The sequence below is a fragment of the Streptomyces sp. CRCS-T-1 genome (assembly GCF_024442335.1).
GTDB classification, from domain to species: domain Bacteria; phylum Actinomycetota; class Actinomycetes; order Streptomycetales; family Streptomycetaceae; genus Streptomyces; species Streptomyces koelreuteriae.
Genome location: NZ_CP101651.1, coordinates 183021 through 198650 on the forward strand (window position 1 = coordinate 183021; position 15630 = coordinate 198650).

Below are 15630 nucleotides of genomic sequence, written 5' to 3' on the forward strand. Positions count from 1 at the left end.
CCTTCACCCGATCCCGGGGATCAGCGAGATGAGCAGGTCGATGAGCTTGATGCCGATGAACGGCGCGATCAGACCGCCGACGCCGTAGACGGTCAGGTTGCGGCGCAGCAGCTTGTCGGCGCTGACGGGCCGGTAGCGCACGCCCTTCAGCGACAGCGGCACCAGCGCGATGATGATCAGCGCGTTGAAGATCACGGCCGACAGGATCGCGGAGTCCGGCGAGGACAGGCCCATGATGTTGAGCTTGTCCAGGCCCGGATAGACCGCCGCGAACAGCGCCGGGATGATCGCGAAGTACTTCGCGACGTCGTTGGCTATGGAGAACGTGGTGAGCGCGCCCCGGGTGATGAGGAGTTGCTTGCCGATCTCGACGATCTCGATGAGCTTGGTCGGGTTGGAGTCGAGGTCGACCATGTTGCCGGCCTCCTTGGCGGCCGACGTGCCGGTGTTCATGGCCACGCCGACGTCCGCCTGCGCGAGGGCCGGGGCGTCGTTGGTGCCGTCGCCGGTCATCGCGACGAGCTTGCCGCCCGCCTGCTCGCGCTTGATGAGGGCCATCTTGTCCTCGGGGGTGGCCTCGGCGAGGAAGTCGTCGACGCCGGCCTCCTCGGCGATCGCCTTGGCCGTCAGCGGGTTGTCGCCCGTGATCATGACGGTCTTGATGCCCATGCGGCGCAGTTCCTCGAACCGTTCCCGCATGCCGTCCTTGACGACGTCCTTGAGGTGGATGACACCCAGGATCCGTGCCCCGTCGACGTCCTCGACGGCCACCAGCAGCGGGGTGCCGCCGGCTTCGGAGATGCGGTTGGCGCTCGTGTCCGCGTCGTCGGCGACGGTGCCGCCGCGCTCCTGGACCCAGGCGATGACGGAACCCGCCGCGCCCTTGCGGATCTTGCGGCCGTCGACGTCCACGCCCGACATACGGGTCTGGGCGGTGAACTCGATCCACTCGGCGTGGGCGAGCTCGCCCTGATGACGCTCGCGCAACCCGTACTTCTCCTTCGCCAGGACGACGATGGAGCGCCCCTCGGGCGTCTCGTCGGCCAGCGAGGAGAGCTGGGCGGCGTCGGCGACCTGGGCCTGGGTGGTGCCGCTGACCGGCACGAACTCGGCGGCCTGCCGGTTGCCGAGGGTGATGGTGCCGGTCTTGTCGAGCAGCAGCGTCGAGACGTCACCTGCGGCCTCGACCGCACGGCCGGACATGGCCAGGACGTTGCGCTGCACCAGCCGGTCCATGCCCGCGATGCCGATCGCGGACAGCAACGCGCCGATGGTGGTCGGGATGAGGCAGACCAGCAGCGCCACCAGCACGACCATCGTCAGGTGGGTGCCCGCGTAGTCGGCGAAGGGCGGCAGGGTGGCGCAGGCCAGCAGGAAGACGATCGTCAGCGAGGCGAGCAGGATGTTCAGCGCGATCTCGTTGGGCGTCTTCTGCCGTGCGGCGCCCTCGACCAGGTTGATCATCCGGTCGATGAAGGTCTCGCCGGGCTTCGTCGTGATCCTGATGACGATGCGGTCGGACAGCACCTTCGTGCCGCCGGTGACCGCCGAACGGTCGCCGCCCGACTCCCGGATGACCGGGGCCGACTCGCCGGTGATCGCCGACTCGTCCACGCTCGCGACGCCTTCGACGACGTCACCGTCGCCGGGGATGATGTCGCCGGCCTCGCAGACGACCAGGTCGCCGATGCGCAGCGCGGTGCCGGGGACCTGCTCCTCGGAGCCGTTGTCCAGGAGGCGGCGGGCGACGGTGTCGGTCTTGGCCTTGCGCAGGGTGTCCGCCTGGGCCTTGCCGCGGCCCTCGGCGACCGCCTCCGCCAGGTTGGCGAAGATGACGGTCAGCCACAGCCAGGCGCTGATCGCCCAGCCGAACCAGTCGCCCGGGTCCCTGAAGGAGAACACGGTCGTCAGGATCGAGCCGATCCACACCACGAACATCACGGGCGACTTGACCATCACCCGCGGGTCGAGCTTGCGGAAGGCGTCCGGCAGCGACTTGACCAGTTGCTTGGGGTCGAAGAGGCCGGCACCGACCCGGCCCTCCTTGTGACCGGTGGGCACGTCCTGGTGCGGTGCCCGGGCGGGAGTGGCTGTGGACATGGAGTCCTCTTGCTTCGTTACGTCGGTTGTCATGACGCCAGCCCCTCGGCCAGCGGACCCAGCGCGAGGGCCGGGAAGTAGGTCAGACCCGTGATGATCAGGATCGCCCCGACGAGGAGCCCGGTGAACAGCGGCTTCTCGGTGCGCAGGGTGCCTGCCGTGACCGGCACCGGCTTCTGTTCGGCGAGGGAGCCGGCCAGTGCCAGCACGAACACCATCGGCAGGAAGCGGCCGAGGAGCATCGCGAGGCCCAGGGTGCTGTTGAACCACTGGGTGTCCGCGTTCAGACCGGCGAACGCCGAGCCGTTGTTGTTCGAGGCGGACGTGTAGGCGTAGAGGATCTCGGAGAATCCGTGCGCGCCGCTGTTCGTCATCGAGTCGGCCGGGGTCGGCAGGGCCATCGCGAAGGCGGTGAAGACGAGCACCAGCGCCGGGGTGATGAGGATGTAGCAGGCCGCGAGCTTGATCTCGCGGGTGCCGATCTTCTTGCCCAGGTACTCGGGCGTGCGGCCGACCATCAGGCCGGCGATGAACACCGCGATGATCGCCATGATCAGCATGCCGTAGAGGCCGGAGCCGGTGCCGCCGGGCGCGATCTCGCCCAGCATCATGCCGAGCATCGTGATGCCGCCGCCCAGCCCGGTGAAGGACGAGTGGAAGGAGTCCACCGCACCGGTCGAGGTGAGCGTGGTCGCCGTCGCGAAGATCGAGGACGCGCCGACGCCGAAGCGGACCTCCTTGCCCTCCGTCGCACCGCCGGCGATGTCGAACGCGGGGCCGTGGTGGGCGAACTCGGTCCACATCATCAGGGCCGTGAAGCCGATCCAGATGGTGGCCATGGTCGCGAGGATCGCGTAGCCCTGCTTCACCGAGCCGACCATGACACCGAAGGTGCGGGTCAGCGCGAACGGGATCACCAGGATCAGGAAGATCTCGAAGAGGTTGGAGAAGGGCGTCGGGTTCTCGAAGGGGTGGGCTGAGTTGGCGTTGAAGTAGCCGCCGCCGTTGGTGCCCAGCTCCTTGATGGCCTCCTGCGAGGCGACCGCGCCGCCGTTCCACTGCTGCGAGCCGCCCATGAACTGACCGACCTCGTGGATGCCGGAGAAGTTCTGGATCGCGCCGCACGCCACCAGCACCAGCGCGGCGACCACGGCCACCGGCAGCAGGATCCGCGTGACACCGCGCACCAGGTCCGACCAGAAGTTGCCCAGCTCACCGGTGCGCGAGCGCGCGAATCCGCGCACCAGCGCCACCGCCACCGCGATGCCGACGGCCGCGGAGACGAAGTTCTGCACGGCCAGACCGGCGGTCTGCACGACATGGCCCATGGCCTGTTCGCCGTAGTACGACTGCCAGTTGGTGTTGGTGACGAAGGAAACGGCGGTGTTGAAGGCCTGGTCGGGGTCGATCGCCGCGAAGCCCAGCGAACCCGGCAGGACCCCCTGCAGACGCATCAGCAAGTACAGGAAGAGCACACCGATCACCGAGAAGGCGAGGACGCCCCGCAGATACGCGGGCCAGCGCATCTCGGTGTCGGGGTTCGCTCCGATGCCCTTGTAGATCCACTTCTCGACCCGCCAGTGCTTGTCGGAGGAGTAGACCCGGGCCATGTAGTTGCCCAGGGGGACATAGGCGAGCGCCAGCGCCGCCATGAGGGCGAGCAGCTGGAGCACACCGGCCAGTACAGGTCCCATAGTCGATCTCAGAACCTCTCCGGGAAGATCAGGGCGAGGACGAGATAGCCCAGCAGGGCGACGGCCACGACCAGACCGACGATGTTCTCGGCAGTCACAGCTTCGTCACCCCCTTGGCGACGAGGGCCACCAGCGCGAAACCCGCGAGCGCGGCGACGACGAAGGCCAGATCGGCCATCGCGAACTCCTAGGAGAGGGTCGAAACAGATACGGACGAGTAGAGGAAACCGCCTCCGTGGCCGGATTCGAGCCTCGTTGACGTCTCCCTAACGGCGGTGCCGACGCCTTTGACGAGGCTCTTACGCGGCAAGCGCTCACCCCAGCCGGAAGCGCAGCCGGCAGATCACCGCGTCGGTGTCCCGCCGCACCGCGTGGGCCACGACCGCGCCCCGCTGGTTCTGCAGCAGCCGCTGCCACAGGCGCTCCGGCTCCACCTCGGGGATCAGCACGGTGACCTGCGCGTCCGGCGCGGCGGCGGCCGTCTCACGGACGTAGGCGGCGATGGGGCGGCCCAGGGCCCGGTGCTCGGAGGTGAGCGGGATCAGGGGGACCCCGGGGTTCCAGTCGGCCCAGTCGCGGGCCAGGGCGTGGGCCTGCGCCCGGTCCTCGGTGTCGGGAGGGCAGACGGTGACCGCCCGTACCTCGTCGCCGAGGGAGACCGCGGCCGTGAGCGCCTCGGACGTCAGCCGGGACAGGGACGACACCGGGACGATCACGATGGAGCGGTCGCGGTGCGGGGGTTCCGGGACCCGGCCGAGGGCCAGCCGCTCGCCGATCCGGACGTAGGCGCGGTGCACGGTCTCGAAGGCCAGGACCAGCAGCGGCAGGGCGATCACGATCAGCCAGGCGCCCTCCTCGAACTTGGTCGCGGTGACGACGACCGCGGAGACGCCGGTGAGCAGCGCGCCGAAGCCGTTCAGCAGGGCCTTGCCGCGCCACCCCGGGCCCTTCTCGAGCCGCCAGTGCCGGACCATGCCCACCTGGGCGATGGTGAAGCCGACGAAGACACCGATCGCGAAGAGCGGCACGAGCGTGTTGGTGTCACCGCCGGAGAAGACCAGCAGCGCGGCCGAGACCACGGCCAGCGCGAGCACACCGTGCCGGTGCACCTGCCGGTCGGCCTTCAGGGCGAACACGTGCGGCGCGTAGTTGTCGCGGGCCAGCAGTTTCAGCAGTACGGGCAGCCCGCCGAACGAGGTGTTGGCCGACAGGGCCAGCAGGATCATCGTGGCGAACTGGACGACGTAGAAGGCCCAGTTGTGGCCGAGCGAGGCGTCCGCGAGCTGGGCCAGGACGGTGACGCCCTCGACCGGCTGGAGGTGGAAGCGGGAGATCAGCACCGACAGTCCGATGAGCATCACGCCGAGCACGGCGCCGAGGGCGACCTCCGCCCGCTGGGCGCGCTTGACGCGCGGGACCCGGAAGGAGGGCACGGCGTTGGCGATCGCCTCGACGCCGGTGAGGGCGCTGCAGCCGGAGGCGAAGGCCTTCAGCAACAGCAGGGCCCCGACCGTCGTGGCGCTGTCGGCGAGGCCCGAGGCGTGCCCGGCGGCGGCCTCGGTGCTCACCGGCCCGGACCGGAACAGCCCGACGGCGATCAGCGCGAAGATCGAGGCGACGAAGACGGCCGTGGGCGCGATGAAGACCCGTGCCGACTCCACGATCCCGCGCAGGTTCACCCCGGTGATCAGTACGAGGACGGCGAGGCAGAGCCACAGCCTGTCCTCGTACAGCGCGGGGAAGGCCGAGGTCAGCGCGGCGACACCGGCGGTGACGGCCACGGCCACGTTCAGGACGTAGTCCAGGACCAGGGATCCCGCGGCGACCAGGCTGGTGCACTTGCCCAGATGTGCCTTGGCGACCGCGTAGGAGCCGCCGCCGTCCGGGAACGCGGCGATCACCTGCCGGTAGGAGGCGACCAGCACGGCCAGCAGCCCGGCGATGGCCAGTGTCACCGGCAGGGTGAAGCCCAGGCCGTGCGCTCCGGCGGCGGCCAGCACGAGGACGATGGCCTCGGGGCCGTACGCCACCGACGCCATCGCGTCCAGGGACAGGGCCGCGAGCCCGGTGACGGAGGTAAGACGGTGGCGCTCGCCGGTATCCGGCGGCTCCTCTTCGGCGGGGGCGGATCCCGGCACGGTGGTCAGGACGGACATGGGTGGGCGCTCCTTCACGTACGGCCGCGCGGTCGACGAGAAGTGCGCGGGTGCGCTCAGGTTCTGTCCCCTACCGATCGGAGCCGACCGGTCCTTGCGAGTTCTTCGCGCCCAGCCCCTCGACTTTGACGCGACCTTGACGGCGGAGTGGCCTGCGCGACACCCGCACGAGGGGCGCTGACCGCGATCGCGGTACGAGCTGACGGCACGGCAAAGGGCTCCCGCATGTCACGTCCATGCGAGAGCCCTTCGTCGTACCGCCTGCCCGGTGACGGTTGAGAAGACGATCACGAGCAGGACGACTGCGGGGTGTTACGGCGTCACGGCGCGAGCAGCAGGCTGTCGCCCCGCTCCTTGGCGGCGGCGTAGCGCTTGGCCACGTCCTGCCAGTTGACGACCTGCCACATCGCCTCGATGAAGTCCACTTTCTGGTTCTTGTACTGCAGGTAGAAGGCGTGCTCCCAGGCGTCGAAGACCAGGATCGGGGTCGAGCCCTGGCCGACGTTGCCCTGGTGGTCGTAGATCTGCTCGACGATGAGGCGGCCGCTCAGCGGCTCGTAGGCGAGGACGCCCCAGCCGGAACCCTGCGTCGTCGCCGACGCCTTGGTCAGCTGCGCCTTGAAGCCCGCGAAAGAACCGAAGGACTCGGCGATGGCGTCCGCCAGCTCGCCCACGCCGTCCTTCTCCAGCGGCTCGCCGCCGCCGTCGCCGGTCATGTTGTGCCAGTAGATGGAGTGCAGGATGTGTCCGGAAAGGTGGAAGGCCAGGTTCTTCTCCAGGCCGTTGATCGAGCCCCACGTCTCCTTGTCCCGCGCCTCGGCGAGCTGCTCGAGCGTGTCGTTCGCGCCCTTCACGTATGCCGCGTGGTGCTTGTCGTGGTGCAGCTCGATGATCTCGGGGCTGATCACCGGCGCCAGCGACGAGTAGTCGTACGGAAGCTCCGGGAGCGTGTAAACCGCCATGTCCAACGTCCTCCGACGTTATTGCGAATGGTGTGCAGCTGCACGCTAACAGTAGGAGCCAGAGCTTTTCGATCAGGCGTTGGGCCTAGGACCATGGCCGTGTCGCGGGGTTCGAGGGAGCGAAACGCAAACCGGGGTGCGGGACGAAGTCCCGCACCCCGGTGGGTGACAGCGGCTGCGACGAGGAGCCGGAGCGGTCAGTCCTCGCCCTCGAGGTTCCCTTCGGTCTCGAGGTAGACCTGCCGCAGTCCCTCCAGCACCGCCGGGTCGGGCTTCTCCCACATCCCGCGCGACTCGGCCTCCAGCAGCCGCTCGGCGATGCCGTGCAGGGCCCAGGGGTTGGCCTGCTGGAGGAACTCGCGGTTGGTCTCGTCCAAGACGTAGGTCTCGGTGAGCTTGTCGTACATCCAGTCGGCGATCACGCCGGTCGTGGCGTCGTAGCCGAACAAGTAGTCCACCGTGGCGGCCAGTTCGAAGGCGCCCTTGTAGCCGTGGCGGCGCATCGCCTCGATCCACTTGGGGTTGACCACGCGGGCGCGGAAGACACGCGAGGTCTCCTCCACGAGGGTGCGGGTGCGGACCGTCTCGGGGCGGGTCGAGTCGCCGATGTACGCCTCGGGCGCCGTGCCCCGCAGGGCGCGGACCGTGGCGACCATGCCGCCGTGGTACTGGAAGTAGTCGTCGGAGTCGGCGATGTCGTGCTCGCGCGTGTCCGTGTTCTTCGCGGCCACCTCGATGCGCTTGTACGCCGTCTCCATCTCCTCGCGGGCCGGGCGGCCGTCGAGTTCACGGCCGTAGGCGTAGCCGCCCCAGACCGTGTAGACCTCGGCGAGGTCGGCGTCGGTGCGCCAGTCGCGGGAGTCGATGAGCTGGAGCAGACCGGCGCCGTAGGTGCCGGGGCGGGAGCCGAAGATACGGGTGGTGGCGCGGCGTTCGTCGCCGTGTTCGGCGACGTCCGCCTGGACGTGGGCCCGGACGTGGTTCACCGAGGCCGGCTCGTCCAGCGACGCCGCCAGGCGTACGGCGTCGTCCAGCAGTCCGATGGTGTGCGGGAAGGCGTCCCGGAAGAAGCCCGAGATGCGCAGGGTGACGTCGATGCGGGGTCGGCCCAGCTCCTCGGCGGGGACAGGCTCCAGCCCGGTCACGCGGCGGGAGGCGTCGTCCCAGACGGGGCGGATGCCGAGCAGGGCGAGGGCCTCGGCGACGTCGTCGCCCGCCGTGCGCATGGCGCTCGTGCCCCACAGGGAGAGACCGACGGAGGTGGGCCATTCGCCGTTGTCGGCGCGGTAGCGCTCCAGCAGGGAGTCCGCGAGGGCCTGGCCGGTCTCCCAGGCGAGGCGGGAGGGGACGGCCTTGGGGTCGACGGAGTAGAAGTTGCGGCCGGTCGGCAGGACGTTGACCAGGCCGCGCAGCGGGGAGCCGGAGGGGCCCGCCGGGACGAAGCCGCCGTTCAGGGCGTGCACCGCGTGGTCGATCTCGGCGGTGGTCGCGGCGAGGCGCGGCACGACCTCGCGGGCCGCGAACTCCAGGATGGCGGCTACCTGTTCGCCGTGCTCGCTGGGGACGGCGGCCGGGTCCCAGCCCGCGTCCTCCATCGCCTGGACCAGGGCGCGGGCCTTCTCCTCCGCCGCGTCGGCGGTGGTGCGGGTGGCGGCGGACTCGTCGAGGCCGAGGGCCTCGCGCAGGCCGGGCAGGGCCGTGGTGCCGCCCCAGATCTGGCGGGCGCGCAGGACGGCGAGGACCAGGTTGACGTGGTCGGCGCCGGTGGGCGGGTTGCCGAGGACGTGCAGACCGTCGCGGATCTGGGCGTCCTTGACCTCGCAGAGCCAGCCGTCGACGTGCAGCAGGAAGTCGTCGAAGCCGTCGTCGTCGGGGCGGTCGTCCATGCCGAGGTCGTGGTCGAGCTTGGCGGCCTGGATGAGGGTCCAGATCTGGGCGCGGATCGCCGGGAGCTTGGCGGGGTCCATGGAGGAGATCTGGGCGTACTCGTCGAGGAGCTGCTCCAGGCGCGCGATGTCGCCGTAGGAGTCGGCGCGGGCCATGGGCGGCACGAGGTGGTCGACGAGGGTGGCGTGGACGCGGCGCTTGGCCTGGGTGCCCTCGCCCGGGTCGTTGACCAGGAACGGGTAGATCAGGGGCAGGTCGCCGAGGGCGGCGTCGGGGCCGCAGGCGGCGGACAGGCCGGCGTTCTTGCCGGGCAGCCACTCCAGGTTGCCGTGCTTGCCGAGGTGGATCATCGCGTCGGCGCCGAAGCCGCCGTCCTCGGCGCGGGCGGCGATCCAGCGGTAGGCGGCCAGGTAGTGGTGGGACGGCGGGAGGTCCGGGTCGTGGTAGATCGCGATCGGGTTCTCGCCGAAGCCGCGCGGGGGCTGGATGAGGATCAGCAGGTTCCCGAAGCGGAGGGCCGCGAGGACGATGTCGCCCTCCGGGTTGCGGCTGCGGTCGACGAACATCTCGCCCGGCGCCGGACCCCAGTGCTCCTCCACCGACGTGCGCAGCTCCTCGGGGAGCGTGGCGTACCAGCGGCGGTAGTCGGCCGCCGGGATACGCACCGGGTTGCGGGCCAGCTGCTCCTCGGTGAGCCACTCCTGGTCATGGCCGCCCGCCTCGATCAGGGCGCGGATCAGCTCGTCGCCGTCGCCGGAGGCGAGGCCCGGCACCTCGGCGTCCGTGCCGAAGTCGTAGCCCTCCTCGCGCAGGCGCCGCAGCAGGGCCACCGCGCTGGCGGGGGTGTCGAGGCCGACCGCGTTGCCGATGCGGGAGTGCTTGGTCGGGTAGGCGGAGAGGACCAGCGCCAGGCGCTTGTCGGCGGGACGGATGTGGCGGAGCCGGGCGTGGCGTACGGCGATTCCGGCGACGCGGGCGGCGCGCTCGGGGTCGGCGACGTAGGCGGGGAGGCCGTCCTCGTCGATCTCCTTGAACGAGAACGGGACGGTGATGAGGCGGCCGTCGAACTCGGGGACGGCGATCTGGCTGGCCGCGTCGAGCGGGGAGACGCCCTCGTCGTTCTCCTCCCAGGCGGCGCGCGAACCGGTGAGGCACAGGGCCTGGAGGATCGGGACGTCCAGCTCGGTGAGCGCTCCGGCGTCCCAGGACTCGTCGTCGCCGCCGGCCGACGCCTGGGCGGGCTTGGTGCCGCCCGCGGCAAGGACCGTGGTGATGATCACGTCGGCGGTGCGGAGCTCTTCGATCAGCTCGGGCTCGGGGGCGCGCAGGGAGGCGACGTACAGGGGCAGGGCCCGGCCGCCCCCGTCCTCGACGGCGTCGCACAGGGCGGCGACGAAGGCGGTGTTGCCGCTCATGTGGTGGGCCCGGTAGTAGAGCACGGCGACGGTCGGACCGTCGGCGCCGGCGCGGGGCGTGCGCTCCAGCGGGCCCCAGGTGGGTGCTGCCGCCGGCGACTCGAAGCCGTGGCCGGTGAGCAGGACCGTGTCGGAGAGGAAGCGGGCGAGCTGCTCCAGGTTGGCCGGGCCACCGTGGGCGAGGTAGGCGTGTGCCTCGGCGGCGATGCCGACGGGGACGGTGGAGGCTTCCATGAGCTGGGCGTCCGGAGCCTGTTCGCCGGTGAGGACGACGACCGGGCGGCCGTCGGCCAGCAGCAGGTCGAGGCCGTCCTGCCAGGCGCGGATGCCGCCGAGGAGACGTACGACGACCAGGTCGACGCCGTCGAGAAGGCCGGGGAGGTCGTCGAGGGCGAGACGGGAGGGGTTGGCGAAGCGGTAGGGCACCGGACCCGCGGCCGCGCGGGCGCTCAGCAGATCGGTGTCGGACGTCGACAGGAGCAGGATCATGCGGCGTCGGCCTTCCTCGGGGTGTCCGCGCCCCGGGTGGTTCGAAATGGGGTCTCCCCTGCTCGGGCGATGCCGAGCGTTCGGGGAAGGGAGTTCCTGACTCGTCCGGCCGCATGGGCCGGACTCACAGTGGCGGGACCGCGCCGGACTCGCACCGGCTTCCTCCCCTGTCGCCGTCGTGGCGATGGCGGACCGGATGACCCGCCGCGATCATAGTAAGTGCCAGGGGAAGAGGGCACGGCATACACCAGGTGTGATGGTAGGTATGCTCGCCGCCATGTCCACGGCTGCCCCGCGCTCATCGCCCCAGGCCACAGCGGTCCCACGAGACCGCGGTGACGCCTGTCCGGGGACGCTGCGGCTGCACGCGGCGGACGACGGAGCGCTGGCTCGCGTCCGGATTCCCGGTGGTGTGCTGACCGTTGCGCAGGCGGAGACGCTCGGGGACGTGGCGGTGCGGCTGGGCGACGGCGACCTGCATCTGACCTCGCGCGGCAACGCGCAACTGCGGGGTCTGCCCGGTGGATGCGCCGGGGAGCTGGCCGAGTCGCTGGACGCGGCCGGGCTGCTGCCCTCGCACGGGCACGAGCGGGTGCGCAACATCGTGGCCTCGCCGCTGTCCGGTCTCGACGGGCGGGGCTTTCTGGACGTACGCCCCTGGCTGACGGCCCTGGACGCGGCGCTGTGCGCGAGCGAGGCGGCGCGGGCCCTGTCGGGACGTTTCCTGTTCGCGCTCGACGACGGACGCGGCGACGTGGCCGGACTCGATGCCGATGTGACGGTACGGGCGACGGCGGACGGCGGCGCGGAACTCACGCTCGGAGCGGCCGGACAAGCGCTGCGCGTCGGTGCCGAGGAAGCGGCCCGGGCCGCGCTGGCGGCCGCGGAAACCTTCCTGGAGGCGGCGCGAACGAGCGGGGACCGCGTCTGGCGCGTTGATGAACTGTCCCTCTCCGGCGACGAGTTGCTCGACGCGGTCGGCCGACGGCTGCGGGCCGAGGGCATCCGTCACGAGCGGCGGGACCGGGAGACCGTCCGCACGGCCGGACCGCCCCCGGGAGTCCTAGGCACCGCGCTCTCCGTGCACGTACCTCTGGGACGCCTCTCGGCACACCAGTGGCGGGAACTGACCCGCGTCGCCGCCGGTGAGCTGCGTCTCACCCCGTGGCGCGGTGTGGTTCTTCCCACACACGGGACGGACCCGGACGTATCCCTCGCCCGCCTCGCGGCCACCGGCCTGGTCACCGGCCCAGGTGACCCCTGGCTCCGTGTCGGTGCCTGTATCGGCAGCCCCGGATGCGCCAAGTCGCGGGCGGACGTACGGGCCGACGCGGCCGAGGCCCTCGACACGATCGAGCCGGGCGGCCTCCCCTTGTACTGGTCCGGGTGCGAACGCCGCTGCGGGCACCCCCGGGGCGACCGCGTCGACGTGGTCGCCGCCCCGGGAGGCGGCTATCTGCTCTCCACCGCGGTGAGCGGCCAGGAACCCCGGACCGCCTCGATGGACGTCCCCGCCCGGCTCGCCACCGCCCTGGCGGCGATCACCTCATGACCCCTACGACGACCACGACGACCGAGAGCAGCGAGAAGAGCACCGTGACCACCTACGACTACGAGAAGGACGGCCCGGCCATCTACCGCCAGTCCTTCGCCACGATCCGCGCGGAGGCGGACCTCGCGGCCCTGCCCGCCGATGTCAGCCAGGTCACGGTCCGGATGATCCACGCCTGCGGGATGGTCGACCTCGTACGGGACCTGGCCTACTCCCCGGCCGTCGTCGCCCGCGCCCGCGAGGCGCTGCGGGCCGGGGCGCCCATCTTCACCGATGTGCAGATGGTGGCCAGCGGTGTGACGCGCAAGCGGCTGCCCGCCGACAACGACGTGCTGTGCACGCTCTCCGACCCGTCCGTGCCGGAGCTGGCGGCGAAGCTCGGCACGACGCGCAGCGCCGCCGCGATGGAGCTGTGGCGGGACCGGCTGGAGGGCTCGGTGGTCGCCGTCGGCAACGCGCCCACCGCCCTGTTCCGGCTGCTGGAGATGATCGACGAGGGCGCGCCCCGGCCGGCCGCCGTCATCGGTGTCCCGGTCGGTTTCGTCGGGGCCGCCGAGTCCAAGGACGCTCTGGCCGCGCACCCGTCGGGTCTGGAGCACCTGGTCGTGCGCGGCCGTCGCGGGGGCAGCGCCATCGCCGCCGCCGCGCTCAACGCGATCGCGAGTGAGGAAGAGTGAGCGGGAAGCTGTACGGGGTGGGGCTCGGCCCCGGTGACCCGTCCCTGATGACCGTACGGGCCGTGGAGGCCATCGCCGAGGCGGACGTGATCGCGTACCACAGTGCGCGGCACGGTCGTTCCATCGCGCGCTCGATCGCGGCGAAGCACATCCGCGCCGACCACATCGAGGAGCGGCTGGTCTACCCGGTCACGACCGAGACCACCGACCATCCCGGCGGTTACAAGGGCGCGATGGAGGAGTTCTACACCGAGGCGTCGGCCCGGCTCGCCGCGCATCTGGACGCGGGACGGACGGTCGCGGTCCTCGCCGAGGGCGATCCGCTCTTCTACGGCTCCTACATGCACATGCACAAGCGGCTGGTCGACCGCTACGACACCGAGGTCATCCCCGGCGTCACGTCCGTGTCCGCCGCCGCGGCCCGGCTGGGCACGCCGCTCGCCGAGGGCGAGGAGGTGCTGACGATCCTGCCGGGCACGCTGCCCGAGGAGGAGCTGACCGCACGGCTCGCCGCGACGGACGTGGCCGTGGTGATGAAGCTGGGGCGGACCTTCACCAAGGTGCGCGGCGCGCTGGAGAGTTCGGGGCGGCTCGGCGAGGCCCGCTATGTCGAGCGGGCCACCATGCCCGGGGAGCGGCTCGCCGAACTGGCGGACGTGGATCCGGAGTCGGTGCCGTACTTCTCGGTGGCCGTGCTGCCGAGCCAGGTCGACGCCGAGCGGCCCGAGGCCCGGGAGCGGGGCGAGGTCGTCGTGGTCGGGACCGGGCCGGCCGGTCCACTGTGGCTGACGCCCGAGACGCGGGGCGCGCTGGCCGCCGCCGACGACCTGGTCGGCTACACCACCTATCTGGACCGGGTGCCGCGGCGGGCGGGTCAGGTCCGGCACGGCTCGGACAACCGGGTGGAGTCGGAGCGCGCCGAGTTCGCCCTCGATCTGGCCCGGCGCGGGCGGCGGGTCGCGGTCGTCTCCGGCGGCGACCCGGGCGTCTTCGCCATGGCGACGGCCGTGCTGGAGGTCGCGTCGCAGAAGGAGTACGCGGACGTCGGGGTGCGGGTGCTGCCGGGGGTGACCGCCGCCAACGCCGCGGCGGCCCGCGCGGGCGCCCCGCTCGGGCACGACTACGCCACGATCTCCCTCTCCGACCGGCTGAAGCCCTGGGAGGTCGTCGAGGAACGGCTGCGGGCGGCGGCCTCGGCGGATCTGGTGCTCGCCCTGTACAACCCCGGTTCCCGCAGCCGCACCTGGCAGGTGGGCAAGGCCCGTGAGCTGCTGCTGGAGCACCGCGCACCGGACACCCCGGTGGTGGTGGCACGGGACGTGGGCGGCTCCGGTGAGCGGGTCCGCATCGTGCGGCTGGCCGATCTGGACCCGGCCGAGGTCGACATGCGCACGATCCTGCTGGTCGGGTCCTCGCAGACGCGGGCCGTCCGGCGCGGGGACGGCGAGGAGATCGTCTGGACTCCGCGCCGGTATCCGGAGGCGTAGGCGGGTGCGGCCCGGTTCAGCTCTCCTCGGCCACCGAAGCGGCGGCCGGGGAGGCGGCCGGGGCGGGCCGGGCCAGGCCCCGCGTCCACTTCTCCTCGATCCGGCCGACCTTCCACACCAGCAGGGCCACCGCCCAGGTGAGGACGAACAGCCCGACGACGACGTAGCCGATGATGTTCAGGTCGAGGCCGGACACCCAGTCCCAGAACGGGCCGTGCAGATCCGCCTGCTCGGCGATCAGGCCGAGCAGTTCGACGGTGCCGATGAGCAGCGCCACGGCGACGGACAGGCCGGTGACGGTGAGGTTGTAGTAGACCTTGCGCACCGGCTTGGAGAAGGCCCAGCCGTAGGCGAAGTTCATGAACGTCCCGTCGATGGTGTCGAGCAGGGACATACCGGCCGCGAACAGGACCGGCAGGCACAGGATCGCGTACCAGGGCAGGCCGGAGGCGGCGCCCGAACCGGCGAGGACCAGCAGGGCGATCTCCGTCGCGGTGTCGAAGCCGAGGCCGAAGAGCAGGCCCAGGGGGTACATCTGCCACGGCTTGGTGATCGACTTCATCAGACGGCCCAGGAGCCGGTTCATGAAGCCGCGCTTGTCGAGCTGTTCCTCCAGGGCGGCCTCGTCGAAGTGGCCGGTGCGCATCCGGCGGAAGACCTTCCAGATGCCCGCCATGATCACGATGTTGATGATCGCGATGAGGTAGAGGAAGGTTCCCGAGACGGTCGTGCCGATCCAGCCGGTGACGCTGTGCAGTGCGGAGTCGTCGTCGGCGACCGGCCCGGACAGTGCCTTGACGCCGACGGAGAGCAGGAAGGCCAGCGCGAACACGATGCTCGAGTGGCCCAGCGAGAACCAGAAGCCGACCGACAGCGGGCGCTGCCCCTCGCTCATCAGCTTCCGGGTGGTGTTGTCGATCGCCGCGATGTGGTCGGCGTCGAAGGCGTGACGCAGACCGAGGGTGTAGGCCGTGACGCCGATGCCGATCCCGAACGTCCTCTCCCCCAAGGTGTAGTGCTCCGGGGCGACGATCACGACGAGCGTGAACCAGCCGACGAGGTGCAGGGCCAGGATGAACGCGGCCATCCCGCCGACGCTCGCCCACTCCTTCCGGGTCATCGACGTGCGGATGCGGTGCCGGGCGGAGCCGGGAGCGGTGGTCATGGGGGCGCAGGCCTCACGGGTCGAGGAACGGCTGTTCTCAGCCGCG

The 15630-nt window shown here is 71.1% G+C and carries 10 protein-coding genes and 1 riboswitch; of the genes, 3 read left to right on the forward strand and 7 right to left on the reverse strand.

The features are described from left to right. Nucleotides 1–3: 3 nt before the first annotated feature. The 6 genes from kdpB to cobN form a co-directional block, all read right to left on the reverse strand. Complete coding sequence (gene kdpB, locus NNW99_RS00805; RefSeq protein ID WP_215116636.1) at nt 4–2133, reverse strand: potassium-transporting ATPase subunit KdpB; 2130 nt, start codon at nt 2131–2133, stop codon at nt 4–6. Beyond that, nucleotides 2130–3794 carry a potassium-transporting ATPase subunit KdpA gene (gene kdpA / locus NNW99_RS00810; protein ID WP_215116637.1) on the reverse strand — a complete coding sequence of 555 codons (1665 nt, stop codon included), beginning with the start codon at nt 3792–3794 and terminating at the stop codon, nt 2130–2132. The genes kdpB and kdpA overlap by 4 nt, the downstream gene beginning before the upstream one ends. Nucleotides 3795–3802: 8 nt before the next feature. Continuing rightward, on the reverse strand, nt 3803–3892 hold the full coding sequence (gene kdpF / locus NNW99_RS00815; protein WP_016434100.1) for a K(+)-transporting ATPase subunit F: 90 nt from the start codon (nt 3890–3892) through the stop codon (nt 3803–3805). A gap of 216 nt (nt 3893–4108) precedes the next feature. Further along, nucleotides 4109–5950, reverse strand: a complete 1842-nt coding sequence (locus NNW99_RS00820; protein WP_215116638.1) for an APC family permease — start codon at nt 5948–5950, stop codon at nt 4109–4111. 320 nt (nt 5951–6270) lie between these two features. Continuing rightward, nucleotides 6271–6912 carry a superoxide dismutase gene (locus NNW99_RS00825; protein WP_215116639.1) on the reverse strand — a complete coding sequence of 214 codons (642 nt, stop codon included), beginning with the start codon at nt 6910–6912 and terminating at the stop codon, nt 6271–6273. Between the two features lie 197 nt (nt 6913–7109). Further along, entirely contained in the window at nt 7110–10703 is a 3594-nt protein-coding gene (gene cobN, locus NNW99_RS00830) for a cobaltochelatase subunit CobN (protein ID WP_215116640.1), read from the reverse strand. A gap of 69 nt (nt 10704–10772) precedes the next feature. Continuing rightward, nucleotides 10773–10924: riboswitch (cobalamin riboswitch) on the reverse strand. Nucleotides 10925–10968: 44 nt separating this feature from the next. On the opposite strand from cobN, the gene cobG reads away from it, so the two are divergent. Genes cobG through cobJ form a run of 3 tightly spaced genes read left to right on the forward strand, consistent with a single transcriptional unit; the run spans nt 10969 to nt 14419 of the window. Next, on the forward strand, nt 10969–12255 hold the full coding sequence (cobG, locus tag NNW99_RS00835) for a precorrin-3B synthase (protein ID WP_215124094.1): 1287 nt from the start codon (nt 10969–10971) through the stop codon (nt 12253–12255). Further along, nucleotides 12252–12932 carry a precorrin-8X methylmutase gene (locus NNW99_RS00840; protein ID WP_215116641.1) on the forward strand — a complete coding sequence of 227 codons (681 nt, stop codon included), beginning with the start codon at nt 12252–12254 and terminating at the stop codon, nt 12930–12932. Before cobG ends, NNW99_RS00840 begins: the two co-directional genes overlap by 4 nt. Next, entirely contained in the window at nt 12929–14419 is a 1491-nt protein-coding gene (gene cobJ, locus NNW99_RS00845) for a precorrin-3B C(17)-methyltransferase (RefSeq protein WP_215116642.1), read from the forward strand. The genes NNW99_RS00840 and cobJ overlap by 4 nt, the downstream gene beginning before the upstream one ends. A 16-nt stretch (nt 14420–14435) precedes the next feature. On the opposite strand, the gene NNW99_RS00850 is transcribed toward cobJ, so the two are convergent. Further along, nucleotides 14436–15584 carry a HoxN/HupN/NixA family nickel/cobalt transporter gene (locus tag NNW99_RS00850; protein ID WP_251057663.1) on the reverse strand — a complete coding sequence of 383 codons (1149 nt, stop codon included), beginning with the start codon at nt 15582–15584 and terminating at the stop codon, nt 14436–14438. Nucleotides 15585–15630 lie beyond the last annotated feature (46 nt).

What these genes read in the sequence shown, in the direction of transcription:
- kdpB (WP_215116636.1), bottom strand. Translation starts at nt 2,133, where the DNA reads ATGACAACCGACGTAACGAAGCAAGAGGACTCCATGTCCACAGCCACT.
- kdpA (WP_215116637.1), bottom strand. Translation starts at nt 3,794, where the DNA reads ATGGGACCTGTACTGGCCGGTGTGCTCCAGCTGCTCGCCCTCATGGCG.
- cobG (WP_215124094.1), top strand. Translation starts at nt 10,969, where the DNA reads ATGCTCGCCGCCATGTCCACGGCTGCCCCGCGCTCATCGCCCCAGGCC.
- NNW99_RS00850 (WP_251057663.1), bottom strand. Translation starts at nt 15,584, where the DNA reads ATGACCACCGCTCCCGGCTCCGCCCGGCACCGCATCCGCACGTCGATG.
- NNW99_RS00820 (WP_215116638.1), bottom strand. Translation starts at nt 5,950, where the DNA reads ATGTCCGTCCTGACCACCGTGCCGGGATCCGCCCCCGCCGAAGAGGAG.
- NNW99_RS00825 (WP_215116639.1), bottom strand. Translation starts at nt 6,912, where the DNA reads ATGGCGGTTTACACGCTCCCGGAGCTTCCGTACGACTACTCGTCGCTG.
- NNW99_RS00840 (WP_215116641.1), top strand. Translation starts at nt 12,252, where the DNA reads ATGACCCCTACGACGACCACGACGACCGAGAGCAGCGAGAAGAGCACC.
- cobN (WP_215116640.1), bottom strand. Translation starts at nt 10,703, where the DNA reads ATGATCCTGCTCCTGTCGACGTCCGACACCGATCTGCTGAGCGCCCGC.